General features: G+C 70.7%; 18 protein-coding genes. 9 read left to right on the plus strand and 9 right to left on the minus strand.

The annotated features are described in order from the left end of the window. Positions 1 to 58: 58 nt before the first annotated feature. The 8 genes from NP777_RS04150 to NP777_RS04185 form a co-directional block, all read right to left on the minus strand. Complete coding sequence (locus NP777_RS04150) at positions 59 to 1,027, minus strand: acetylxylan esterase (protein ID WP_256648658.1); 969 nt, start codon at positions 1,025 to 1,027, stop codon at positions 59 to 61. A 176-nt stretch (positions 1,028 to 1,203) separates the two neighbouring features. Next, positions 1,204 to 2,247, minus strand: coding sequence for a LacI family DNA-binding transcriptional regulator (locus tag NP777_RS04155; protein ID WP_256648659.1), 1,044 nt, complete (start codon positions 2,245 to 2,247; stop codon positions 1,204 to 1,206). A gap of 241 nt (positions 2,248 to 2,488) precedes the next feature. Further along, positions 2,489 to 3,325 (minus strand): amino acid ABC transporter ATP-binding protein, encoded by an 837-nt coding sequence (locus tag NP777_RS04160; protein WP_308405006.1) that lies wholly within the window; start codon positions 3,323 to 3,325, stop codon positions 2,489 to 2,491. Positions 3,326 to 3,330: 5 nt separating this feature from the next. Then, on the minus strand, positions 3,331 to 4,116 hold the full coding sequence (locus NP777_RS04165; RefSeq protein WP_256648660.1) for an amino acid ABC transporter permease: 786 nt from the start codon (positions 4,114 to 4,116) through the stop codon (positions 3,331 to 3,333). A 41-nt stretch (positions 4,117 to 4,157) separates the two neighbouring features. After that, positions 4,158 to 4,955: a basic amino acid ABC transporter substrate-binding protein gene (locus tag NP777_RS04170; protein WP_256648661.1), complete on the minus strand. Its 798-nt coding sequence runs from the start codon at positions 4,953 to 4,955 to the stop codon at positions 4,158 to 4,160. A gap of 129 nt (positions 4,956 to 5,084) precedes the next feature. Next, positions 5,085 to 5,315 (minus strand): SGM_3592 family protein, encoded by a 231-nt coding sequence (locus tag NP777_RS04175; protein WP_256648662.1) that lies wholly within the window; start codon positions 5,313 to 5,315, stop codon positions 5,085 to 5,087. A 223-nt stretch (positions 5,316 to 5,538) separates the two neighbouring features. Then, positions 5,539 to 7,533, minus strand: a complete 1,995-nt coding sequence (locus NP777_RS04180; protein ID WP_256648663.1) for a glycoside hydrolase family 127 protein — start codon at positions 7,531 to 7,533, stop codon at positions 5,539 to 5,541. A 180-nt stretch (positions 7,534 to 7,713) separates the two neighbouring features. Further along, positions 7,714 to 8,799: a MerR family transcriptional regulator gene (locus NP777_RS04185; protein ID WP_256648664.1), complete on the minus strand. Its 1,086-nt coding sequence runs from the start codon at positions 8,797 to 8,799 to the stop codon at positions 7,714 to 7,716. Between the two features lie 360 nt (positions 8,800 to 9,159). Here NP777_RS04185 and NP777_RS04190 point away from each other — a divergent pair, with 360 nt between their 5' ends. From NP777_RS04190 to NP777_RS04235, 9 genes are all read left to right on the plus strand, one after another. Beyond that, complete coding sequence (locus tag NP777_RS04190) at positions 9,160 to 10,191, plus strand: hypothetical protein (protein WP_256648665.1); 1,032 nt, start codon at positions 9,160 to 9,162, stop codon at positions 10,189 to 10,191. Between the two features lie 150 nt (positions 10,192 to 10,341). Beyond that, entirely contained in the window at positions 10,342 to 12,186 is a 1,845-nt protein-coding gene (locus NP777_RS04195; RefSeq protein WP_256648666.1) for a family 43 glycosylhydrolase, read from the plus strand. Positions 12,187 to 12,244: 58 nt separating this feature from the next. Continuing rightward, positions 12,245 to 14,131 (plus strand): family 43 glycosylhydrolase, encoded by a 1,887-nt coding sequence (locus tag NP777_RS48000; RefSeq protein WP_308405007.1) that lies wholly within the window; start codon positions 12,245 to 12,247, stop codon positions 14,129 to 14,131. After that, the gene (locus NP777_RS04210) at positions 14,131 to 15,573 is read left to right on the plus strand and encodes an RICIN domain-containing protein (RefSeq protein WP_256648667.1); all 1,443 of its coding nucleotides are present in this window, start codon (positions 14,131 to 14,133) and stop codon (positions 15,571 to 15,573) included. The genes NP777_RS48000 and NP777_RS04210 overlap by 1 nt, the downstream gene beginning before the upstream one ends. A 130-nt stretch (positions 15,574 to 15,703) precedes the next feature. Next, positions 15,704 to 18,250: a glycoside hydrolase family 127 protein gene (locus NP777_RS04215; protein WP_256648668.1), complete on the plus strand. Its 2,547-nt coding sequence runs from the start codon at positions 15,704 to 15,706 to the stop codon at positions 18,248 to 18,250. Between the two features lie 73 nt (positions 18,251 to 18,323). Further along, positions 18,324 to 19,331, plus strand: coding sequence for an aldo/keto reductase (locus NP777_RS04220; RefSeq protein ID WP_256648669.1), 1,008 nt, complete (start codon positions 18,324 to 18,326; stop codon positions 19,329 to 19,331). Between the two features lie 148 nt (positions 19,332 to 19,479). Next, positions 19,480 to 20,553: a CobW family GTP-binding protein gene (locus NP777_RS04225; protein WP_256648670.1), complete on the plus strand. Its 1,074-nt coding sequence runs from the start codon at positions 19,480 to 19,482 to the stop codon at positions 20,551 to 20,553. A gap of 96 nt (positions 20,554 to 20,649) precedes the next feature. Beyond that, positions 20,650 to 22,101 carry an FG-GAP and VCBS repeat-containing protein gene (locus tag NP777_RS04230; RefSeq protein ID WP_256648671.1) on the plus strand — a complete coding sequence of 484 codons (1,452 nt, stop codon included), beginning with the start codon at positions 20,650 to 20,652 and terminating at the stop codon, positions 22,099 to 22,101. A 77-nt stretch (positions 22,102 to 22,178) separates the two neighbouring features. Then, positions 22,179 to 24,125 carry a cellulase family glycosylhydrolase gene (locus NP777_RS04235; RefSeq protein ID WP_256648672.1) on the plus strand — a complete coding sequence of 649 codons (1,947 nt, stop codon included), beginning with the start codon at positions 22,179 to 22,181 and terminating at the stop codon, positions 24,123 to 24,125. Between the two features lie 16 nt (positions 24,126 to 24,141). Here NP777_RS04235 and NP777_RS04240 read toward each other — a convergent pair whose 3' ends face one another. After that, complete coding sequence (locus NP777_RS04240; RefSeq protein ID WP_256648673.1) at positions 24,142 to 25,125, minus strand: aldo/keto reductase; 984 nt, start codon at positions 25,123 to 25,125, stop codon at positions 24,142 to 24,144. Positions 25,126 to 25,137: the final 12 nt, after the last annotated feature.

Genomic DNA, 25,137 nt, shown 5'->3' on the forward strand with positions numbered 1-25,137 from the left:
GCCCGGGGGAGGCGATCCCGTGCCGGGCGGCGGTCGAACGCCGCCCGGCACGTCCGGCTCAGCCCAGCAGCCTGCGTAGATAGGCGATCTGCTCGGCCTGCTGATGGGTGCCGCCGCCCTCGTGGCCGTTGAAGGACCACACCTTGAGGTCCTTCTCACCGGCGTAGTGGTGATAGGCGGCGAAGCCGCAGGAGGTCGGGGTGGTCTCATCGCGCAGGGCGGTCGAGAACAGCGCCGGAGCGTTGGCGCGGACCGCGAAGTTGAGCCCGTCGAAGTGGTCGAGCGTGGCGAACACCCGCTCGGCCAGCTCGCGCTGTGTGGCGCAGAACCGGGCCAGTTCACCATACGGTTCCGCGTCGGTGATCTCGACCGCGCGCCGGATGTGCGTCATGAACGGCACATCCACCAGCGCCGCCGTCAGGTCCGGCACCAGCCCGGCCGCCGCCAGCGCCAGCGCACCGCCCTGGCTGCCCCCGCTGACCACGATCCGCGCGGGATCCACCAGCGGATGCTCACGGGCGGCCTCCACCGCGCGCACCGCGTCCGTGTACAGCCGCCGGTAGTAGTAGTCGTCCGGGGACAGGACGCCCTGGGTCATCTTGCCCGGTGTCTCGGGCCCGGTGCCGCCGACCGGATCGGGGGTGACGCCGGGGGAGTGCTGGACCCAGCCCTGGCCCCGGCTGTCCATCACGAAGACCGCGTAGCCCACCGACGGCCACAGCAGCCAGTTGTGCGGGAGCCCCCGGCCGCCGCTGTAGCCGAGGTACTGCACCACGCACGGCAGCGGGCCCGCCACGTCCCGCGGGGCCAGCAGCCAGCCGCGTATCCGGTGCCCGCCGAAGCCGGAGAACTCCACGTCGTAGGTGTGCACACGGGTCAGTCCGGTGTCCTCCTCGGTGAACACCGCGTTCAGCTCGCGGGTGCGGGCCCCGGCGAGGGTCCGCTTCCAGAAGGCGTCGAAGCCGTCCGGCTCGGGCAGCGGGGGCTGGTAGGTGCGCAGCTGCTCCAGGGGCAGGTCGATGAACACGTGGGCAGACCTCCGTAGCGATCGGTGCGGTGAAGGTGTGGTGCGGTCGGGGGGCGATTGAGGAGTCGGGGGTCAGGGGTGGCGGAGGGGTCAGGGGCGATGGAGAGGCCAGGGGTGGTGGAGAGGCCAGGGGATACGGGCTCGTCCGGTCATCCGTGCAGCGTTCGACTGCTCGGTCATGAGGGGGCGCGGAGTGGCGGAGCGGTACTGGACCGGACCATGAGCCGGGTGGACAGCTCGGTCCGGATGGCCTCCGGCACCTCGCCGGTCATCAGCCGCAGCAGCGTGCGCAGCGCCACGCCCGCCATCTCCGACAACGGCTGACGGACCGTCGTCAGCGCGGGCGTGATCCAGCGGGCCTGCGGCAGATCGTCGAAGCCCACGACGCTGATGTCCCGCGGCACCCTCAGACCCCGTCCCCTGACCGCCTGGTACACACCCGGCACCATCTGATCGGAGCAGACGAAGACGGCCGTGGGCGGCTCGGGCAGATCCAGCAGCTCACCCATCCGGTGGCGCGCCCCGGCCTCGCTGATCTCGCCGTAGCGCACATACGCGGACGGCACCGGCAACCCGGAGGCCGCCATCGCCGAACGGTACCCGGCGACCCGGCCACCGTCGCGCACCGCCCGCCCCAGGCCGCCGATCACCGCGATCCGGCGGTGCCCAAGACCGATGAGGTGCTCGGTCGCGGCCATCCCGCCCTGCCAGTTGGCGGCCGCCACGGACGGCACCCCGGGCGGCGGGTCGCTCGCGGGGTCGATCAGCACAAACGGGATCCGGTGCTCCGCGAGCCAGGAGTACTGGGCGGGGGCGAGCTCCATGAGGTGGAACAGCACACCCGTGCTGCCCCGGGCGTACAGCTTCTCCGGCCAGCCGCACTCGAGCCGGCCGCCCCGACTTCGGGTGGCCGCGGCCGAGACCACCACCTCGAGGCCCGCCTCGTGCGCGGCCTCCGCGGCGCCGTGCAGCACCGCCCCGGACCAGGCGCTGTCGAGTGAGCGCACCACCAGGTCGACGATCGCGGTCGGCTTGGGCGCCTCGCAGCGCGGCCTGCGGATGTACCCCAGGCGGTCCAGGACCTCGGTGACCCGGCGGCGGGTCTCGGGGGCCACGTCCTCCCGGCCGTTGACCACCTTCGACGCGGTCGGCACCGACACACCCGCCTCACGGGCGACGACCGCCAGTGTGGGCCCCGTCGATCCCGAGGAACGAGCCATTGAGACTCCCTTCCCTAACCGCCCACGTGGAACCCCTGACCGGGCAGCAATCGGTTACCAACCCTAGAGGCCGCCTCAAGCCGCCGGGAAGACCCCGGTCGTCGAGGCGGGAGGCCCGCGACTCCTTGTCGCCGCCGCCCGCCGAAAGGTTGCCCGCTGTTCGTGCGGTCCCGGGAGCGGCCGACGCATCGACCACGCGGACCTCGCGCATCGACCACGCGGACCCCCGCCCCCACACAGCTCAGCGGTCGATCCGCGCTCCGTGCGGGCCCGTGTCCGGCACCTCCCCGACCCGTGCCGCGGCCGGGTTGAGCACCCGGGTGAGAAAGGCCCGGGTACGGGGGTGGACCGGATCGGACACCACCTGCTCCGGTCCGCCCTCCTCCACGATCACCCCGTCGTCCATGAACACGACCCGGTCGGCGACCTCCCGCGCGAAGCTCATCTCATGGGTGACGACCAGCATCGTCATCCCTTCGTCGGCCAGGGCGCGCATCACCGCGAGCACATCGCCGACCAGCTCCGGATCGAGCGCCGACGTCGGCTCGTCGAAGAGCATCAGCTCCGGGTCCATCGACAGCGCCCGGGCGATGGCCACCCGCTGCTGCTGGCCGCCCGACAACTGCGCCGGATAGGCCGACTCCTTGTCGCTCAGGCCGACCCGCCGCAGGGTCTCCCGACCGATCCGTGCCGCCTCCGCCTTGTCGCGGCGCAGCACCCGCCGCTGGGCGATGGTGAGGTTCTCCAGGGCCGTCAGATGCGGGAAGAGATTGAACGCCTGGAACACCATGCCGATCCGCCGCCGCACCCGGTCGATGTCCACATCCGGGTCGGTGACCTCGGTCCCCGCCACGGTGACCGAGCCCGAGGTCGGCTCCTCCAGGAGGTTCACACAGCGCAGCAGCGTCGACTTGCCGGATCCCGACGGGCCGATGACGCACACCACCTCGCCCCGCCGGACGGTGAGATCGATGCCCTTGAGCACCTCCAGCTCGCCGAAGGACTTGTGCAGCCCCGCCACCCGGATGGCGATGCCGTCCGCCTCGCCGGTCCCCTCCGCCTCCGTCGTCTCCTTCACCTCGGTCACCTCGCCTTCGCCGAACGGGCCTCGAGCCGCCGTACCAAGTGGCCGAGCGGTACGGTGATGATCAGGTAGCACACCCCGGCGACCAGGATCGGGGTGAGGCTGCGATTCTGGTTCAGCGCGTCCCGGCCGAACTTGGACAGCTCGTACTGGTCCAGGGAGAGCCCCAGCAGATAGACCAGGGACGAGTCCTTGGTCAGCAGCACCAGTTCATTGGTGAGCGGCGGCAGGACGATCCGGAACGCCTGCGGGATGATGATCGAGGCCATCGCCCGGCTGTGGGACATGCCCAGCGAACGCGCCGCCTCCATCTGCCCCTTGGGCACCGCCTGGATGCCCGCCCGCATCGTCTCCGCGATATAGGCGGCGCCGACGAGCCCCAGCGCCAGCATGACCGTGACATACCGGTCCAGCGCCACCTGGAAGGCGAGCGGCACCCCGAAGCCGAGCGCGATGAACACCAGCAGCGCGGGCACCCCGCGGAAGAACTCGATGTAGGCCACCGCCAGCCAGCGGTACGGCGGCACCTGCGAGAGCCGCATCAGCGCCAGCACCACCCCGAGGACCAGGCCGAAGCCGAAGCCGAGCAGGGTGTAGACGACGGTGTTGACCAGGGCGGTGGTGATGATGTCGGGAAACAGGGACCGGGCGACCTCGGCGTCGAAGAACGCGCGCCGCAGTTCACCCCAGTCGGCGGCCAGGACGATGGCGAGCAGCACGGCGATCAGCACGGCGTACTGCACCGCCCGTATCGCCCGCGCCCGCTGCCTGCGGGGCATTGCCATAAGTGTGCGGACTCCTCAGCTTCGATGGCCGTCGGCGGGCGTCACTTCTTGGGCGTGGTGCCGAACCACTTCTTGTAGATGCGGTCGTAGGAGCCGTCCGCCCGGGCGTCCTTCAGCACCGCGTTGATCTTCTTGCGCAGTGCGTCATTGCCGGTCCGCACGGCGATGCCGTACTGCTCGCCGGTGTCGAACTCGGCCGTCACCGCGGTGTCGGGGTTGTCCTTGACGTAGTCGTAGAGCACACCGTTGTCGTTGATGCCCGCGTCGGTCTGCCCGGTCTTGACGGCGGTCAGCAGCAGCGCGAGGTCCTCGAACTGGACCAGCTTCGCGCCCTTGGCGTGCTTCTGGGCGTAGGCCTCACCGGTGGTCCCCTGCTGGACCGCGAGCTTCTTGCCCTTGAGGTCGGCGAGGGACTTGAAAGACTTGCCCTTGGCGGTCAGCAGTGCCTGTGTGGCCTCGAAATAGGGGGCGGAGAAGTCCAGGTTCTTCTCGCGCACGTCGGTGATGGTCATCCCGGCGGCGGCCACGTCGCACTGGTTGGTGTTGAGGTCCTCCCCGGACTGGATGCCCTCGAAGGGCGTGTCCACGATCTCCTGCTTCACCTGGAGCGCGGAGGCCACGAGATCGACGATGTCCACGTCGAAGCCGACGATCTTCTTGCCCTGCTTGGACTGGAAGGGCGGATAGGGCAGATGGGTGCAGGTCGTGAGCTTCCCGGAGTTCACCAGGCTGATGTCCTTGCCGCCGGACCCCGACGACTTGGTGCTGGTACACCCGGCCAGCAGGGCGGATACGGCGGCGACGGCTATGACGGGCGGCAACGCGGAGCGAGCGAACACGGCACCTCCGGGGCAGGGTCGGCGAACGACCACGGATCTCATGATCAGTGAGTCGGGCCGCATCCTCCCACCGGAAGTGGCGCGGTGTCTTTACGCGTGCAATTGCGACCGTGTAACGGAGAGGCGAGGTCAGCGCCGCCGGCGCCGCTTGCGGCGCTTGCTCCAGAACCAGCCGGCCGGCGGCTCGTCCGCCCGCCAGGGCTGGGGCTCGGGCGCGCCGCGCCGCCAGCGCGCGGTCAGCATCCGGGTGCGCGCGGCGGGCTCGGTGACCTCGGCGTCCCGTATGAAGTCCGCGTCGAGGACGACGTCGTCCCAATCGTCGGCGTCGTCGTCCCCTCGGGGTGTGGATCCGGTGCTCACGGGGCACCTCCCGTCGGCCGGTGCCGCTCGGGCACAGGGGAGTGTTCCTCGAGCGATGAACGCGTGGGGTGTCCGCCGAGTTCCGGCGGCCCCCGCCCGGCCCGTGCCCGGCCCCCGCACGGCCCCTGCCCGGCCCTCGCGCGGCCCGTGCCCGGCCCCCGACCGGGCCCCGCCCCGGCCCGTGCCGGGCCCTGTGAAGATCAGCCGGGCGGGGTCCGGACCGTCAGCCGGGCCGGCCCTTGACCGGGATCCACACCCGCATCGCCCCGGGCTCGCGGTTCGCCCACGCGTAGTACGGGATCGCGGTCACCGGGACCGGCTCGGGGGCCTTCGGGCCGCCCGCGTCCTCCTCGGGGCCCGTACCGTCGGTCCGGTACGGCCACCAGCCGTCGCGTGCGACGGCGTGGGGCAGGGCCAGGGTGGTGATCACGGTCACCCTGCCCAGCAGCTCCGGCCGGTGCTCCGGGATCAGCGCGGCACCCGGGTCGAGGTCGATGTCGTCCAGCCGCGGCCCGGCGGGCTGGTCGGGCTGCTCCAGGCAGTACACCAGCGGACCGCGTTCGATCGCCGCGCAGCCGCGCACCCCGTCGATCCGCGGATCGGGCCGGGTGAGCCGGGGGTCCAGGGGCAGGCTCAGCACGACCGTCTCACCGGGCCGCCAGTGCCGCCGCAGCCGCAGCCAGCCGTTCTCCGCCCGCTCGGCCACCGGCTCCCCGCCGATCGTCGCCTCGTACGTGCGCGCCCAGTGCGGGACGCGCAGCGACAGCGTCCAGTCCTCGTCCGGCGGGGCCGCGTCCACGACCACCGCGATCCGGCCCTCCCAGGGGTAGCCGGTCCCCACCCGGACCGCGCCGCCGCCCGCCTCGTACGAGCCGGACGCGTACTGGTGCAGCTGGAGCCCCTCGGCGTCGCCGCTCGCCATGTAGTGCGGCAGCGAGGCCAGCAACCGCATGACGTTGGGCGGGCAGCAGGCACACCGGAACCACGGCGTCCGGTGGGTGCTCTGATCTCCGGCGGCGCCCTTACGGTTCTCATCGCCCTTACGGTTCTCGTCGTCGTGGCGGACCCGCAGCGGATTCACATAGAGCCAGCGCTCACCGTCGATCGACACCCCCGACGCGAAGCCGTTGAACAGGGTCCGCTCCACCAGATCGCTGTAGCGGGCCTCCCCGGTCAGCAGCGCCATCCGCCAGCCGAAGTGGATGGCGGCGATGGCCGCGCAGGTCTCGGCGTACGCCCGGTCCGGTGGCAGCTCGTACGCGTCCCCGAAGGACTCCAGCTCATGCCGGGAGCCCACCCCGCCGGTCAGATAGGTCTTTGTCGCGGCCATGTCCTCCCACAGCCGCGCCAGGGCGTCCCGCAGCCCCTCGTCGCCGGTCTCCGCCGCCACATCGGCGGCCCCGGCCAGGAGGTACAGCTGGCGCACCGCGTGCCCGGCGACCGCCGTCGCCTCCCGCACCGGGACGTGGTCCTGCCAGTAGTGCGCCCCGGGGCGGGGGCCGGGCGCGCCCTCCGGCGGGCCGTCGCCGAGGCCGCCCCGCCCGCGCCGGTCCACGAAGTACCCGGCGAGATCGAGATAGCGCCGCTCACCGGTCTCCCGGTACAGCTCGACCAGCGCGGTCTCGATCTCCGGATGGCCGCACACCGTCTCGTCCTTGCCGGGCCCGAACGTGGCGTCGATCAGATCGGCGCACCGCACCGCCACATCGAGCAGCCCGTCCCGGCCGGTGGCCCGGCGGTGGGCGACCGCGGCCTGGAGGAGATGGCCCGCGCAGTACAGCTCGTGCCCCCAGTGCGGATCCGCCCACCGCCGGGCGTCCGGGCCCAGTTGGTAGTACGTCTGGAGATAGCCGTCCTCGGCCTGGGCGTCCGCGACCAGCCCGGCCAGCCGCTCCACCTGCCGGCACAGCTCCTCCTCGGCCGGTCCCTCGCCGCCGTCCGCCAGTTGCCAGGACGCCGCCTCCAGCCACTTGTGCACATCGGAGTCCTGGAACGGGAAGTCGCCCCGGAAGCCGGACTCCTCCGGCGCCGCTCCCGCGGCGGCCCGGAGGTTGGCGAGATTGCCCGCCCGCTCCAGCCGGTCCGGCCCCTGGGGAACGCTCACCTCGGCGTTGACGCGGCGTCTGGCCGCCCAGAAGCCGCCGGTGATCCGCGCCGCGGTGGCCGGGCGGAGCGCGGTGCGCGCTTCCCGGGAGAGCCGGATCGGACCTGCGGACATCCGCCCACCCCTTACGCCGCGCCGCCGGTCATGCCCGTCTCCCGGTCACACAGGAGTGGAAACCGGTTTCCGTCGCGAGCATATGGACGCGTTCTTCCGGCCGACAAGACCTTGCACACACCATTCATCAACGTTCAAACAAGCGGAATCGGCGGGCGGGCGGCCGGCCGGAGCGGTGGCTTACGCCGAGGTCAGCGCCGCCTGATCGGCCACATGGGCCACCACACAGGTGACGTTGTCGGGCCCGCCCGCCCGGTTGGCGAGGGCGACCAGCTCCCGTACGGCCCGGCCCGGGTCGTCCTCCGAGGCGAGCACGCGCTGGATCTCCTCGGTGGGCACGACCCCCGTCAGCCCGTCCGAGCACAGCAGATAGCGGTCCTCGGCGCGGGCGTCCCGCAGGGCGAAGTCCGGCTCGAACGCCGAACCGGCGCCCACGGCGCGCAGCAGCAGCGCCCGCTGGGGGTGCGAGGCGGCCTCCTCGAGGGTGATCCGCCCCTCGTCGATCAGCGACTGGACCACCGTGTGGTCATGGGTGATCTGGAAGAGTTCACCGTCGCGCAGCAGATAGGCGCGCGAGTCGCCGATGTGGACGAGCCCAAGCCGGGAGCCCGACCACACCATCGCGGTGAGCGTCGTGCCGACGTCCCGCAGCGCGGGGTCGGACGCGGCCAGGGCGGAGACCGACTCATGGGCCCGGTGCGCGGCCTCCTCCAGTGCGCTGAGCAACTCTCCGCCCGGGACGCCCGCGTCCAGCGGTTTGAGCGCCTCGATCGCCGCCTCGCCGGCGCGCCGTCCGCCCCCGACGCCGTCGGCGACCGCGAGCAGGCGCGGACCGGCGTAACCGGTGTCGTCATTGCTCTCCCGGACCGAGCCGGTGTCGGAGAGTACGGCGTAGCGGATTCCCAGGGTGGTGTGGTCAGAAGACATCGTGGTGTCCTTCCCGGACAGATGGTCGACGAGGAAGGCGGCCAGGTCCCTCCGGGCGGCGGTGTCGGCCTCGACCCGCGCCCAGTACGCGCGCACCTCGCCCGCCGCCGCCTCCGGCTCCAGCTCGCACACCGCCCGGATGTCGGCCAGCGGCATGCCGAGCCGCCTCAGCCACGCCACCAGACGGGCCCGCTCGAGCTGGGCCGGATCGTAGAGGCGATAGCCGGTGTACGGATCGACGCGGGCGGGCGGCAGCAGCCCGAGCTCGTCGTACAGGCGGAGCGCCTTGGGAGACAGCCGCGACGCCCTCGCGAACGCACCGATGGTCAGCAGCCCCATGCTCGCCCTCCTCGTCGCCGGGCACCTCGCCCGGCGACCACGATGCTCGGGCTTCCCCAAGGGGGAAGGTCAATTGGCGGAGAGACGGAGAGACGGCGAGCCGAAGGGGCGAAGGGGCGAAGGGGACGAAGAGCCCCGCCGGGCTCGCGATCAGTATCGCTCTTCTGGCATGACGAATTCCGAAGCAAGCGTGCGCGTCCAGACCGATAGCAATCTCTCATGGCAATGAGTCGGTCATATACATACATCTTGCTCTCTTAGGGTATCCGCCATGCTTGCCCCGGGAATTGACGGTGTATCCGCGACTCTCGTGGCCTCACGAGGTCTCACGCGGCCTCGCGAGAAGAGGGAGGTCCTCTCATGGTCGTCTCCACCACTCCCGGCACCGTCTGGGGCACCTGGATCAATCTCCAGGGCGGCATCCACTCCGAGCCCGCCCCGGTCACCTTCGCCGACGACCGGGTGCAGGTCTTCATCCGGGGCGGGTCGAACGTCCTGTGGAGCAGGGTGGAGGCCCGCGACGGCAGTTGGGGGCCGTGGCAGCAATACCCGGGTGTGTCCGTCGACGGCATCCCGGCGCCGATCCGGGGCAAGGACGGAAAGGTCCGGGTCTTCTACCGCACCCCGAGCAACAATCTGGAGGTCATCACCCAGACCTCCATCAACTCCGGGTACGGCCCGCCCCAGACCCTGGTCACCGGCATCGGGGACGACCCGGCCGCGGCGCTCGGCGCCGACGGCCGCATCTATGTGTTCTTCCCCGGCACCGACAACGCCCTGTGGTACATCCGCAACCAGGATCTGCAGTACGAGACCTACACCCCCGCGACATCGCTCGGCGGTGCCATCTTCGCCACGCCCTCGCCCATCCTCGACGGGGGAGGGCGGCTCGTGGTGGCGGTCAAGGGCACGGGCGAGACCCTGTACACCATCCAGCAGCAGATCGCGAACTCCACCGTCTGGGAGCCGTACTCCCCAAATGCCACCAACGTGACCAGCCGTCCGTCGGTGTGCCTGGACGCCGCGGGACGGGTGCAGATCTTCTACCGGGGTTCCGACGGATCCGTCCGGCGGGTCGGACAGAGCGACGACTACGTCACGTTCGACGCCCCCGTGAGCCTCGGCGCCCAGATCGTCTGGCGGCCCACCTGCGCCCTGGCCCAGGACGGCCGGATCAACGTGTTCATCAAGGCCACCGACAACGCCCTGTGGGTCGCCGTGCAGAACACGGAGAACGGCACGGCGTACAGCGGCTTCCAGTCCCTGGGCGGGGTCATCGGCTCCGCGGGCATCGGCGTCCCCATCCTCAACGAGGAGAACCTGCTCTACGTCTTCATCCAGGGCAGCGGAACCGCCAGGGACCTCTGGCTGCAGCGCCAGACCTTCGTCTGATCCGCGCACCTCACCCCCCATCCCAGCGCGCGTCCTGCAGGGCTCCCCGGTTTTCGAAACTTTCGCACCCTCTCCAGGGGCTGTCGGAAGTCATCAGAACCCTTAATCTCCGAACAAATTCGATCACTTCGGAGTCGCAGGAGCCCCCTGATGCCCCCGCATGCCACCCGGCCCTGGAGAGCGCCGGCAGTGCTGCTCGCGCTGCTGGCCGCCCTCGCTCTCGTGGTCCCCCTCACCGCGAACCGCGTGCACGCCGCGGAGCACCACCGGAGCGACGGGAGCGAACGCGCCGTGCAGCAGTCCACCACGGTCTCCCGCTATCTGTTCACCGCCTTCACGAACAGCAGCGAGAGCAATATGTACGTCTACGGGTCCGACGACGCGCAGAACTTCTGGTCGATCCAGGACAAGGCGTACACCCCGCCCTCCGGTCTCGTCCGCGACCCCAGCGTCATCCACCGCGGCGGCCGCTACTACGTCGCGTACACCACCGGATGGACCGGTACCGCCTTCGGCCTCGCCGTGAGCGACGACCGCCGCACCTGGACCCATCTCGCCGACATCGACCACGGCGTGGCCGCCAACAACACCTGGGCACCGGAGTTCTTCACCGACGCGCCCGACGGCAAGGTCCGCATCGTCGTCTCGCTGTCCACCGGCCCCACCGCCTACCGGCACTTCCAGCCCTACGTCCTCACCGCACTCGACGACACCCTCACCAAGTGGAGCAAGCCCCAGCCACTCGAGGGCATCTCGCCGAGCGAGAGCGACTACAACGGCTACATCGACACCTTCGTGGTCCGTAAGGGCACCACGTACCACGCGTTCACCAAGAACGCCACGGGCGAACTCATCGAGCACGCCGTCGCCGACCGCGTCACCGGCCCGTACCGCTTCACCGGCAAGGGCGACTGGGCGGGATGGGGCAGCCTGCTGGAGGGGCAGACCGTCGTCGCCCTCCCCGGCGGCGGCTATCGCATGTTCATGGACGGCTACACCGTCAAGAAGTACTACTACAGCGACAGCCCCGACCTGGAGCACTGGACACCCAAACGGGAACTGCCCGGTCTGTCGGGGGTGGTACGCCACGGCACCGTCATCCGGGAGACCGCCACCGTGCGCCCCGGAGACTCCAACCCCGCCCTGCCCGGCTACCACGCAGACCCCGATGTGATGTACGCCGAGGGGCGGTACTGGATCTACCCCACCGAGGACGGCCACCCCGGCTGGAGCGGCACCCGCTTCAACGGTTTCTCCTCACCCGACCTCGTGCACTGGACCGACCACGGCCCCGCCCTCGACCTCGCCGATGTCTCCTGGTGCCACGAGAACGCCTGGGCACCCTCGGTGGTGAGGAAGGGCGACACCTACTGGATGTACTTCAGCGCCTGCCAGTCCATCGGCGTCGCCAAGTCTTCCAGCCCCCAGGGCCCGTTCACCGACGCCCTCGGCAAACCGCTGGTCGCCAAGGGGCAGTTCGGCCATCAGTCGATCGACCCGGACGCCTTCGTCGACGACGACGGCACCCCTTACCTCTACTTCGGGCAGGGCGCCTTCGAGGCGGCCCGGCTGAACGACGACATGGTCTCCTTCGCCACCCAGCCGGTGAAGATCACCCCGTCCGGCTACAACGAGGCCCCGACCGTCTTCAAGCGCGCGGGCCGCTACTACGCGATGTGGTCGGAGGACGACACCCGCAGCCCGGACTACCGCGTGGCCTACGGAGTGTCCGACTCGCCGCTCGGCCCCTTCACCAAGGCGACGGGCAACCCGGTCCTGGCCAAGGACACCGGCGATCAGATCCTCGGCACCGGCCACAACTCCGTCATCCAGGTCCCGGGCCGCGACGAGTGGTACATCGTCTACCACCGCTTCGCCCGCCCCGGCGGCGACGGCACCCATCGCGAAGTCGCCATCGACCGGATGCGGTTCGACCCCGACGGCACCATCCAGAAGATCCGCCCGACGCAGGCCGGTATCGAGCCCGTCCGATAGACGGCGTCGAGCCCGTCCGATGTCAGGCGCATCATCCGCCAGAGCAGGAGAGAACCGTATGAGCCGCAGCGAAGAGCACCAGCCAAGCCGCAGACGCCTGGTGATGGGCGCCCTCGTCCTGGGGGCGGCCGCCGGAACACCCGGCATCGCGCGGGCCGCCACCCCCGCCGCGCCGCAGGCGGCCGCCAAGGCCCCCGCGTACGCCAATCCGCTGGTGCGCCGGCGCGCCGATCCGCACATCCTCAAGCACACGGATGGCTACTACTACTTCACGGCCACCGTCCCCGAGTACGACCGCATCGTCCTGCGGCGCTCCAGGACCATCGGCGGTCTGGCCACCGCCGCCGAGTCGGTGATCTGGAAGAAGCACACCAGCGGCGACATGGGCGCCCATATATGGGCCCCGGAAATCCACTTCATCGACGGCAAGTGGTACATCTACTTCGCCTCGGCGCCCGGACACGACGTCTGGAAGATCCGGATGTGGGTGCTGGAGAACGCGAGCGTCAACCCCTTCGCCGGGACCTGGACCGAGAAGGGCCGCATCGTCACGCCCATCGACTCCTTCTCCCTCGACGCCTCCACCTTCACCCACCAGGGCACCCGCTATCTGGTCTGGGCCCAGAGCAACCCGGACGTCGGCAACAACTCGAGCATCTACCTCGCCCGGATGGCCAATCCGTGGACCATCACCGGGCCCCAGGTGGAGATCTCCCGGCCCACGTACGACTGGGAGACGCGTGGCTTCAAGGTCAACGAGGGCCCCTCGGTCCTGCAGCGGAACGGCCGGGTCTTCCTCACCTACTCCGCCAGCGCCACCGACGCCAACTACTGCATGGGGCTGCTGACCGCCGCCGCGGGCAGCGACCTGCTCGCCGCCGGGTCCTGGCAGAAGAGCCCGCGGCCGGTCTTCACCAGCGATGACACCACCAAGCAGTACGGGCCCGGCCACAACTCCTTCACCGTCGCCGAGGACGGCCGCACCGACCTCCTCGTCTACCACGCCCGCCAGTACAAGGACATCACCGGCGACCCGCTGAACGACCCCAACCGGCACACCCGCGTCCAGGCGCTCGGCTGGAAGGCGGACGGCACCCCCGACTTCGGTGTGCCCGTGGCCGACGCTCCCGCGCGGGACACCACGGCCGCCACCCGCTTCACCATGACGGCGTTCACCAACAGCAGCGAGTCGAACATGTACGTCTACCAGTCGTCCGACGCGACCACGTACACGCTGCTCAAGGGCCCCGCCTACACCCCGCCGTCCGGGCTGATCCGCGACCCCAGCGTCATCAAGCACACCGACGGCTACTACTACATCGTCTACACGACCGACTGGACCGGGAACACCATCGGCTTCGCGCGCAGCCGCGACCGCGTCAACTGGACCTTCGTCCGCAACCACACCCTCCCGGTGGCCGGGTTGGAGCGCACCTGGGCGCCGGAGTTCTTCGTGGACGACGGCGGCGCCGTCCACATCGTCGTCTCGCTGGACACCACCTCCACACCCGACTACATCTTCCGGCCGCATCTGCTCACCGCCACCGACGCCGCGCTGTCGTCCTGGACCACGCCCACACCGCTGAAGGGCCTGGACACCGCCAACTACATCGACACCTTCGTGGTCCGCCATGCGGGGCAGTACCACGCCTTCACCAAGCAGGAGACGACCAAGTACATCGAGCACGCCACGGCCAACAGCCTCGGCGGGCCGTACACCTTCCGCGGCACCGGCGACTGGGCGGGCTGGGGCAGCTGGCGCGAGGGACCGGCGCTGGTGCGCCTGGACAACGGCGGCTGGCGGATCTACTTCGACGGCTACACCGAGCAGAGGTACTTCTACAGCGACAGCCTCGACGGCTTCCGGACCTGGACCCCGATCCGGGAACTGCCCGGACTCACCGGATTCGCCCGCCACTTCACCGTCCTGAAGGAGACCGTGTGATGCGCGGACGTCGCAGGACCCGCCTGTGGACCCTCGTCGTGGCCGCCGTCCTCGGGCTGCTCGCCCCGTTGGCGGGATCCGGCGCGGCGCAGGCCGCCCCCGTCACCGTCGCCAACGGCACGCAGTTCACCACCACATCGGGCGAGGGGGTGCACGCCCACGGCGGGGGAGTCATCAAGTCCGGGGGCTACTACTACTGGTTCGGCGAGAACCGCAACGCCGACAACACCTTCCGCTATGTCTCCGCCTACCGCTCCACGGACCTGAAGACCTGGGAGTTCCGCCGCCACGTCCTGACCCAGGCCACCGACCCCGAGCTGGCCTCCGCCAACATCGAGCGGCCCAAGGTGCTCTACAACGAGCGGACCAGGCAGTATGTGATGTGGATGCACAAGGAGAACGGCAGCGACTACAGCGAGGCGCGTGCGGCCGTCGCCACCTCCGCCACCATCGACGGGGACTACACCTGGCGGGGCAGCTTCCGCCCGCTGGGCCAGCACATGTCCCGGGACATCACCCTCTTCCAGGACGGCGACGGCGCCGGATACATGGTCTCGGCCGCCCGGGACAACTACGACCTGCACATCTACCGGCTGACCGACGACTACACCGGGGTGGCGAGCCTGGTGGCCAACCCCTGGCCCGGCGGCCACCGCGAGGCACCGGCGCTCTTCAAGCGCGGGAACGTGTACTTCATGCTGACCTCCGGCGCCACCGGCTGGAACCCCAATCAGCAGCAGTACGCCACCGCCACCAGCCCGGCGGGTCCCTGGAGCGCGATGCGCAACGTCGGCGACGCCACCGCCTACGGCTCGCAGACCGCGTACGTCCTGCCGGTGCAGGGCGGCGGCGCCACCTCGTACCTCTATCTGGGCGACCGCTGGGGGAACTCCTTCGGCGGCACCGTCAACGACTCGCGCTACGTCTGGCTGCCGCTGGCCTTCCCCACCGCCACCACCCTCACCATGGACTGGTATCCGCAGCTCACCATCGACACGGCGGCGGGCACGGTGACCGGCTCCGGCGGTCCGTACACCACGCTCACCGCCCGGCACAGCGGCAAGTGCGCCGACATCGTCTCCGGTTCGCAGACCGACGGCACCGCGGCCGTGCAGTACACCTGCAACGGCGGTGGCAATCAGCTGTTCTGGTCCAAGGACGTGGGCGGTGGCCAGGTGCAGCTGGTCGCCCGGCACAGCTCCCAGTGTCTGACGGTGGCCGGCGGCTCCACCGCCGACGGCGCCGCCGTGGTCCAGTCGGCCTGTGGCACGGGGACGAACCAGCAGTGGCGGGCCACCGACACCGGTGACGGCTACGTCCGGTTCACCGCCCGCTCCAGCGGCAAGTGCCTCGATGTCGCGGACGAGTCCGCGGCGGACAAGGCCGCGCTCCTCCAGTGGAGCTGCACCGGCGGCGCCAACCAGCAGTGGCGCCGCGGCTGACCGACCCCGCACCGGTGGTGCCCGAGCTGCGGTGCCCGGGGGCTGTTGACGTCCCCGGGAGGGCCGGTACCTTCACGGTGCACACGATGTCGGACATTGTTCGTAATTTCGAACCTCAGTGAGGGAAGTCATGAGCGAACCAGTCGACAGACGGCACTTCATCGCCGCCACGGCCACCGGGGCCGCGGCCGTGGCGCTCACCGTCACCGCCGGAGGCGCCGCCGCGGCGGCCCCCGGCGCCACCCCGGCCGCGAGCCACCGTGAACCCAAGGCGCTGACCAGCGCCCAGCCCTTTCCGCTCACCGCCGTGACCCTGCTCCCCGGCGCCTTCAAGGACAACCAGTCCCGCAACACCGCCTATCTGCGCTTCGTCGACATCGACCGGCTGCTGCACACCTTCCGCCTCAACGTCGGCCTCCCCAGCGGCGCCCAGCCCTGCGGCGGCTGGGAGAGCCCCAGCACGGAACTGCGCGGCCACAGCACCGGTCACCTGCTGTCCGGGCTGGCCCTCAGCTATGCGAGCACCGGCGACACCGCCCTGCTCGACAAGGGCCGTAAGCTGGTCTCGGCGCTCGCCGCCTGCCAGGCCAAGTCCCCGGCCGCGGGCTACGGTCAGGGCTACCTCTCGGCGTTCCCGGAGAGCTTCTTCGACCGGCTGGAGGCCGGTACCGGGGTGTGGGCGCCGTACTACACCATCCACAAGATCATGGCCGGGCTCGTCGACCAATACCGGCTGGCGGGCAACGCCGAGGCCCTGGAGACCGTGCAGCGCCAGGCCGCCTGGGTCGACACCCGCACCGGCAAGCTCAGCCACGACCAGATGCAGCGGGTGCTGCAGACCGAGTTCGGCGGCATGAACGACGTCCTCGCCGATCTGCACGCCATCACCGGCGACAGCCGCTGGCTGAAGGTGGCCGAGCGCTTCACCCACGCCCGCGTCTTCGACCCGCTGGCCCGCAACGAGGACCAGCTCGCCGGGCTGCACGCCAACACCCAGATCCCCAAGATGGTCGGCGCCATGCGGCTGTGGGAGGAGGGGCTCGACAGCCGCTACCGCACCATCGGCGAGAACTTCTGGAAGATCGTCACCGATCACCACACCTACGTCATCGGCGGCAACAGCAACGGGGAGGCGTTCCACGAGCCCGACGCCATCGCCGCCCAGCTCTCCGACAACTGCTGCGAGAACTGCAACAGCTACAACATGCTCAAGCTCACCCGGCTGATCCACTTCCACGCGCCGGAGCGGGTGGACCTGCTCGACTACTACGAGCGCACCCTGCTCAACCAGATGCTGGGCGAGCAGGACCCGGACTCGGCCCACGGCTTCAACATCTACTACACGGGTCTCGCGCCGGGCTCCTTCAAACAGCAGCCGTCCTTCATGGGCACCGACCCCAACCAGTACTCCACCGACTACGACAACTTCTCCTGCGACCACGGCAGCGGCATGGAGACCCAGGCCAAGTTCGCGGACACCATCTACACCCACGCCGACCGCAGCCTGCTGGTGAACCTCTTCATCCCCTCCGAGCTGCGCTGGCAGGACAAGGGCATCACCTGGCGCCAGACCACCGGCTTCCCCGACCAGCAGACCACCACCCTCACCGTCACCTCCGGCGCCGCCTCCCTCGAACTGCGCGTCCGCATCCCCTCCTGGGCGGCCGGGGCCCGCGCCACGCTCAACGGCACCACCCTCGCCGACCGGCCGGCCCCCGGCAGTTGGCTGATCATCGACCGCCAGTGGAAGACCGGCGACCGGGTCGAGGTGACCCTGCCGATGAGGCTGACGTTCGACCCCACCCCCGACGACCCCGACGTCCGGGCCGTGCTCTACGGGCCCGTGGTGCTCGCCGGGGCGTACGGCGGCCGCACCGGAATGACCATGCCGCGCCTGGACCCCGGATCCGTGTCCCAGACGGCCACCAGCCCCCTGCGGTTCAGCGCCACGGCCAGTGGCGAGAGCGTGACCCTGCTGCCGGTCGCCCGCGTCCACCACCAGCACTACAACGTGTACTGGCTGACCGGGCAGCCGCCCACCCCGCCGCCCGCCTTCGCCGCCTGGCACCGCTTCGACGAGACCTCCGGCACCACCGCGGCCGACGCCACCGGCCGGGAGAAGACCGCCCGGCTGGTCGGCGGCGCCTCCTGGACGGCGGGCAGGACCGGTGGCGCGGTCGCCCTGAACGGCACGGACGGCCATGTCGTGCTCGCCGACGACCTCCTGGCCGGCGCCCGCGCGTACACCCTGGCCACCTGGGTCCGGCTGGACGGCACCCCCGCCACCTGGACCCGGATCTTCGACATCGGCACGGGTGTCACCGCCAATATGTTCCTCACCCCCGTGGCCGACTCCGGGAAGCTGCGCTTCGCCATCACCGCGGGCGGCGGCGGGGCCGAGCAGCGCATCGAGGCCGCCCCGCTGCCCACCGGCCAGTGGGTCCATGTGGCCGTCGCCTACGGCAGCGGCACCGCGGTCCTCTATGCCGGCGGGCGCGAGGTGGGGCGCAACACCGCCATCACCGTCGAGCCGGTCCACTTCGGCAACCACATCCGCGCCGGCTACCTCGGCAAGTCGCAGTACCCGGACCCGTACCTCAAGGCCGCGTTCGATGACGTCCGTGTGTACGGCAGAACACTCAGCGCTAATGAGGTCGCCACTTTGGCCCAAAGCTGACAAGCTCAGGCGGGCGGGCCGTCCCCACGGCCCGTCCGCTCCCAACCGCACCGTACGGACAAGGACGACGCGCATGGTCCACCTCGCCGCCGAGAACCGCTACGACTCCATGCAGTACCAGCGCTGCGGCCGCAGCGGTGTGCTGCTTCCGAAGGTCTCGCTCGGCCTGTGGCACAACTTCGGCGACACCCATCCCCTGGAAACCCAGCGCGCGGTGCTGCGCCGCGCCTTCGACCTCGGTGTCACCCATATCGATCTGGCCAACAACTACGGTCCGCCGCCCGGCAGCGCCGAGACCAACTTCGGCTCGATCTTCGCCCAGGACTTCCGCCCCTACCGCGATGAGCTCTTCATCGCCAGCAAGGCCGGATATCTGATGTGGCCGGGGCCGTACGGCGAATGGGGCTCGCGCAAGTACGTCCTCGCCAGCCTCGACCAGTCGCTGTCCCGGATGGGGCTGGACTACGTCGATGTCTTCTACTCCCACCGCTTCGACCCGGACACTCCGCTGGAAGAGACGATGGGCGCGCTCGACAGCGCGGTGCGGCAGGGCAAGGCGCTCTACGCGGGGCTGTCCAACTACCCGCCGGAGGCGATCGCCGAGGCGGCGGCGATCCTGAAGGAGCTGCGCACCCCGTACCTGATCAACCAGCATCCGTACTCGCTCCTCCAGCGCGGGGTGGAGGGCGGGGTGCTCCAGGCGTCCGCCGAGGCGGGCGTCGGGGTCATCGCCTTCTCGCCGCTGGCCCAGGGGCAGCTCACCGACCGCTATCTGCACGGGGTGCCCGCCGATTCGCGCATGGCGCTCGGCCACTTCCTCAAGCGCGAGACGCTCACCGAGGAGCGGCTGGGCCTGCTGCACGCCCTCAACAAGCTCGCGGAGGGGCGCGGCCAGACCCTCGCCCAGTTGGCGCTCGCCTGGGTGCTGCGGGACCCCCGGGTGGTCTCGGTGCTGATCGGCGCGAGCAGCGTCGCCCAGCTGGAGCAGAACGTCGCGGTGCTGGACTCGCCCGCGTTCAGCGACGCCGAGCTGGCCGAGATCGACCGGCTCTCGGCCGAGGCGGGGATCGAGATCCCCTGACGGGCCCGCCCCGGGGGCACGTAGCACTCGAGGCCCGCCGCGCCCGGCGCGGCGGGCCACGGTCACGTGCGCGACATGGTCATCGGCGGCCGGATAGCATGAGCGGTCCGTCAGAGATCACCACGGACCGCCGCACGGAGACACAGCCTTGGCCACACAACGGATTCCGGTCATTCTCGTCACGGGTTTTCTGGGCTCCGGCAAGACGACGATGCTCAACCATCTGATGCGGGACAGCACGGACACCCGGATCGGCGTCATCGTCAATGACTTCGGATCGATCAACATCGACGCCATGGCCGTCGCCGGGCAGGTCGATTCGATGATCCCGATCGAGAACGGCTGTCTGTGCTGTGCGGCGGACGCCTCCGAGATGGACGAGATGCTCGAGCGGCTCACCGATCCCGAGCTGCGCATCGATGTCGTGGTGATCGAGGCCAGCGGCCTCGCCGAGCCGCAGAGCATGATCCGCGCGCTGCTCTCCAGCAGCAATGAGCGGATCGTCTACGGCGGTCTGGTGGAGGTCGTGGACGCCGCGGAGTTCCCGGACACCCGCGTCCGTCACCCCGAACTCGACCGCCATGTCCGCGCCGCGGACCTCGTCGTGCTCAACAAGACCGACCGCGTCGCCGAGGACGAGCGGCGGGGTCTGCTGGAGGACCTCCAGGAGATCGCCCCCGGTGTGCCGGTGGTGACCGCCGCGCACGGGCGGGTGGACCCCGCTCTCCTCTTCGACCACCGGCCCCGCGAGACCGCCGGGGAAGACTTCCGGCAGCTCTCGTTCGCCGACGTATGGGCCGACGAGACGGGCGGCGCCGACGGATGCGGGGACGAGAGCCACGGCCATGACCACAGCCGGCACCTCCACGCCGCCTACGAGAGCGTGGAGTTCTCGGCGGCCGAGCCGCTCCATCCGCGCCGGCTGATGGACTTCCTCGACAGCCGCCCCGTGGGCCTCTACCGCGCCAAGGGATTCCTCCACTTCGCGGGCGCGGGCCGGGAGCGGAAGTTCGGGCTGCACGCCGTCGGCTCGTACCTCCGCTTCGAGCTCTCGCCCTGGGAGCGCGGTGCGCCCCGCACCACCCAGCTGGTGATGATCGGCACCGGGATCGACGCCGGCACCCTCACCAAACGGCTGGCCGAGTGCGTGGCGGCGCCCGAGGAGGAGATCGACGAGACACACATGATGGGCGTGCTCCGCTATGTGAACGAGACGGGCTAGGGAAATCCATGGAGGCCGCCGTGCAACCCCGAGGCGGCGTCACGGGTCCTGCTGGGTGTACATGAGGTAAACGCTCATCAACGAGCAGGAGGAAGTGTGCGCCCCCGTTCCCTCACCACCGCCGTGCGCTGCGCGACGGTGGCCGCACTTGTGACCACCCCCGCCTTACTCGCCGTACCCTCCGCGGGCGCCGCCGAGGCCCGTCCCGCCGCGACCGCCGCCCCGAAGGTCGACTTCAACAAGGACGGACGCGCCGACCTCGCCGTCTCCGCCCCCACCGGCACGGTGGGCGGCAAGGCCAAGGCGGGCTATGTCGCCGTCGTCTACGGCTCCGCCTCCGGCGCGGACACCGCCCACCGCCAGGTCGTCAGCCAGGCGACCGAGGGCGTCCCCGGCGACCCCGCCGCGTCGGCGTACTTCGGGGCCCACACCGTCGCCCGGGACCTGGACGGCGACGGCTATACCGATCTGGCGATCCAGACCGGCAAGTCCCCGGCCATCACGGTCCTGTGGGGCTCGCCGAACGGGCTGACCGGCGGCACCCGGCTGCCCGCCGGCAACGGTGACCACTGGGGCGACAGCGTCATCGCCGGCGGCGACTTCAACGGTGACGGCCACGCCGACCTGGTCGACGTGGTCACCACCGGCGAGGGCCCGGACGACGAGAAGACCGGAGTGCGCGTCCGCCTCGGCCCGTTCACCCGGGACGGCAAGGACGCGGGCAGCTCCTTCTCCGACACCGGCCGGTTCGACGCGCCGACCAGTCTGACCGCGGGCGACATCACCGGCGACGGCAAGGACGACCTGGTCTCCACCCACGCCTTCGAGGAGATGTCCCAGTCCAGCCTGTTCTTCAAGGGCGACGACAAGGGCCTGTCGCAGAAGGCCGCCGACCTCACCGACGCCGCCTCCGCGACCATCGGCGACGTCGACAAGGACGGCCACGGCGATCTGGTCCTGCGCACGGTCCCCGGTGACGTCATCGAGAACCTGCCGTACGACCACGGCACGCTCAAGGTCCTCTACGGCACCGCGTCCGGGCCGAGCACCACCCGCACCACGACCATCGACCAGAACACCGCGGGCGTCCCCGGCGTCAACGAGGACGGCGACCAGTTCGGCTACTCGCTGAGCTCCGGCGACGTCAACGGCGACGGCTACGCGGACATCGCCGTCGGCATCCCGTACGAGGGCCTGGGCTCGGTCAAGGAGGCGGGCAGCGTCGTCCAGCTCTACGGCGGCCGGGGCGGGTTGTCCGGCACCGGCGCCCAGGCGTTCACCCAGGACACCGCGGGTGTCCCCGGTGTCGCGGAGGCGGGCGACCACTTCGCCATGGCGACCGGGCTCGCCGACACCGACGGTGACGGCAAGGACGACCTGGCGGTGGGCGCGCCCGACGAGGACGGCGCCCAGTCCACCAGCGGTGCGGCCTGGGTGCTGCGCGGCCAGGCGGGCGGCCTGACCACGGGCGGTGTCGTCTCCTTCGGGCCGGACTCCCTCGGGGCACCGGAGGCCGGTGCGGCCCTGGGACACAGTTTCCAGCGGTAACCACATCGTCTCGGCGCCGAACTACTCTTCGAACGTGAGTAGTTGACGATCCCTCAGCTTTACTGGACGGTAGGTCCATGCCGACTCATGAGACACGAGGGATACGGATCGGCCGCCCCCGACCGGGTCGCACCCGGCTGCTCGGGGTGGCCGTCCTGCTGCTGGCGGCGGCCGCGGCCCCGGGCACTCCGGCGGCCGCGGCCGAGGCGCCCTGGTTCGACGGCCGGGCGGCGGACCAGGTGACCGTGGACGGCACCCGGTTCGCCGACGGCCACGGCCGCGAGGTCGTGCTGCGCGGCTTCAACGTGTCCGGCGAGACCAAACTGGAGGAGAACGGCGGGCTCCCGTTCGCCACCACCGCCGACGCGAGGAAGTCCGCCGCCGCCATGCGCCACCTGACCGGCGCCAACGCGGTGCGGTTCCTGCTCTCCTGGGCCCATGCCGAACCGGAGCCCGGCCAGATGGACACCGGCTATCTGGAGAAGGCCACCGCGCAGATGAAGGCGTTCCTCGACGCCGGAATCCGGGTCTTCCCCGACTTCCACCAGGACCTCTACTCCCGCCATCTCTTCGGCAAGGACAGCTGGTACAGCGGCGACGGCGCCCCGAAGTGGGTCATCGACGCGGGCGGCTACCCCAAGGAGTCCTGCGGCATCTGCTTCCACTGGGGCCAGAACATCACCCAGAACCAGGCGGTCATGACCGCTACCCGCGACTTCTGGCGCAACCGCGCCCTGACCACCGGCGCGGGCACCGTCCACGTCCAGGACGCCTTCCTGGCCACCGCCGAGCGGACCATGACCTACTTCGCCCGCCAACTCACCGACGACCAGTTCACCCGCGTGGTCGGCTTCGACCCGCTCAACGAGCCGTACGCGGGCGCGTACGACGACGGCCAGAACAGCCGCACCTGGGAGAAGAGCGTGCTGTGGCCGTTCTACGAGAAGTTCCGCGCCCGTATGGACGCCGCGGGCTGGCAGGACAAGCCCGCCTTCGTGGAGCCCAATATGTTCTGGAACTCCAACCTGGACTTCCAGCGCCAGGAGGGCGGACTCCTCGACGCCGGAAAGCCCGGCCCCGACTACGTCTTCAACACCCACTACTACGACCAGAAGGCCATCTCCGGGATCTTCATGCCAGGCAAGGCGGCCGACGGCCAGTACGCGGGCGACTTCGGCGCCCTGCGCGACCGCTCCACCGCCCTCGGCCTGCCCGCCGTGCTGAGCGAATTCGGCCATCCGCTGGCCGGCTTCACCTCCGACAAGGCCCCCACCGTCGTCAAGGGCATGTATCAGGCGCTGGACTCCCGCCTCCCCGGCGCCACCTGGTGGACCCGGCCGGCCGCCTCCGGCGCCGTGCTCTCCTCCACCCAGTGGCAGTGGGACATCTACAACGGCCGTCACCACGAGGCCATGAACGGCAACACCGGAAAGGTCCTCACCGAGGGCGACGCCTGGAACGACGAGGACCTCTCGGCCGTGCGTCTCGACGACTCCGGCAACGCCGCCCCGCGCCAGGACGCCCGGCTGCTCGACCGGATCTATCCGCGCGCCGTCGCGGGCCGCACCCTCGCCTTCACCTTCGAGGACCGCTCACGCGACGGCTCCACCACGCTCAGCTGGGACCGCGTCCCCGGCAGCCTGCCGAACGTCGCCAAGGTCACCGGCTCCGGCCGCTACGGCATGCTGGTGTGGCGGTCCGGCGGCGCCACCGACGCGCCCACCGAACTCCGGCTGCCCCGCGACTTCGACTCCGCCCGGACCACCGTCGTCTCCGATCTGGGCACCCTCACCGGCCCGCCCGCGTACACCGCACACGGCCACACCGCCGATCACCCCGTCGCCACCGTGGCGGAGCCCGGCGACGGCGACGGGAACCGGCTGCTGCTCTCCGCCCCGGCCGACGAGTCCACCGGCACCCTGCACTACGCGCTGATCGCCGACGGCACCGCCGCCCCCTCGGCGGAACAGCGCGCCGCCGCCCAGCGCGAACTCGCGCGATGGGCGGCGGACGCCGGTTTCTGAGCCCCGCGTGCCACCGTTACCAGCGATGGTGCACCTGGGCCCGGATCCGCCGGTCGTACAGATCGCCGACGGCCTCCAGCGTGGCGTCCGGCAGCGGGGGCAGTTCCGCCGCGGCCGCGTTCGCCCGAGCCTGCTCGGGCGAACGCGCCCCCGGGATGACCGAGGTCACGCCCGGCTGCTGGACGATCCACCGCAGCGCCGTCTGCGCGGGGGTGGCCCCCCGCGGGGCCAGCTCGGCGAACTCCACCGCCGCCTCGACGCCCGCTTCGAAGCCCACGCCCGAGAACGTCTCGCCCTGGTCGAACATCTCGCCGTGCCGGTTGAAGGTGCGGTGGTCGTTCTCGGCGAAGACGGTGTCCTTGGTGTACTTCCCCGACAGCAGACCGGACGCCAGCGGCACCCGCGCGATGATCCCCACACCGGCCTCCCGCGCCGCCGGCACCACCTCCTCCAGCGGCTTGAGCCGGAACGGGTTGAGGATGATCTGCACACTCGCCGTACCCGGACGCGCGATCGCCGCCAGCGCCTCCGCACACGTCTCGACGCTCACCCCGTACGCCGCCACCCGCTCCTCGGCCACCAGCGTGTCCAGCGCGTCGAAGACCGCGGCCGAGGAGTGCACCGAGGACGGCGGGCAGTGCAGCTGGACCAGATCCAGGGTGTCCACGCCCAGATTGGCCCGCGAACGGTCCGTCCACGCGCGGAAGTTGTCCAGGGTGTAGTTCTCCGCGAGCTGCGGCAGCCGCCGCCCCATCTTGGTCGCCACGAAGATCCCGGCGTCCGGGCGCTCCCGGAGGTACCGCCCGATGAGCCGCTCGCTGCGCCCGTCCCCGTACACATCGGCGGTGTCGAAGAACGTCACGCCCGCGTCGACGGCCGTATCCAGTACGGTCAGGGCGTCGTTCTCGCCGACCTCGCCCCAGTCCGCGCCCAGCTGCCAGGTGCCCAGGCCCACGACCGAGACCTTCCGGCCGAGCCGGCCGAACTCACGCTGCTCCATGCTCCCTCTTCT

The organism is Streptomyces rugosispiralis (genome assembly GCF_024505145.1).
Taxonomy (GTDB): Bacteria; Actinomycetota; Actinomycetes; order Streptomycetales; family Streptomycetaceae; genus Streptomyces; species Streptomyces rugosispiralis.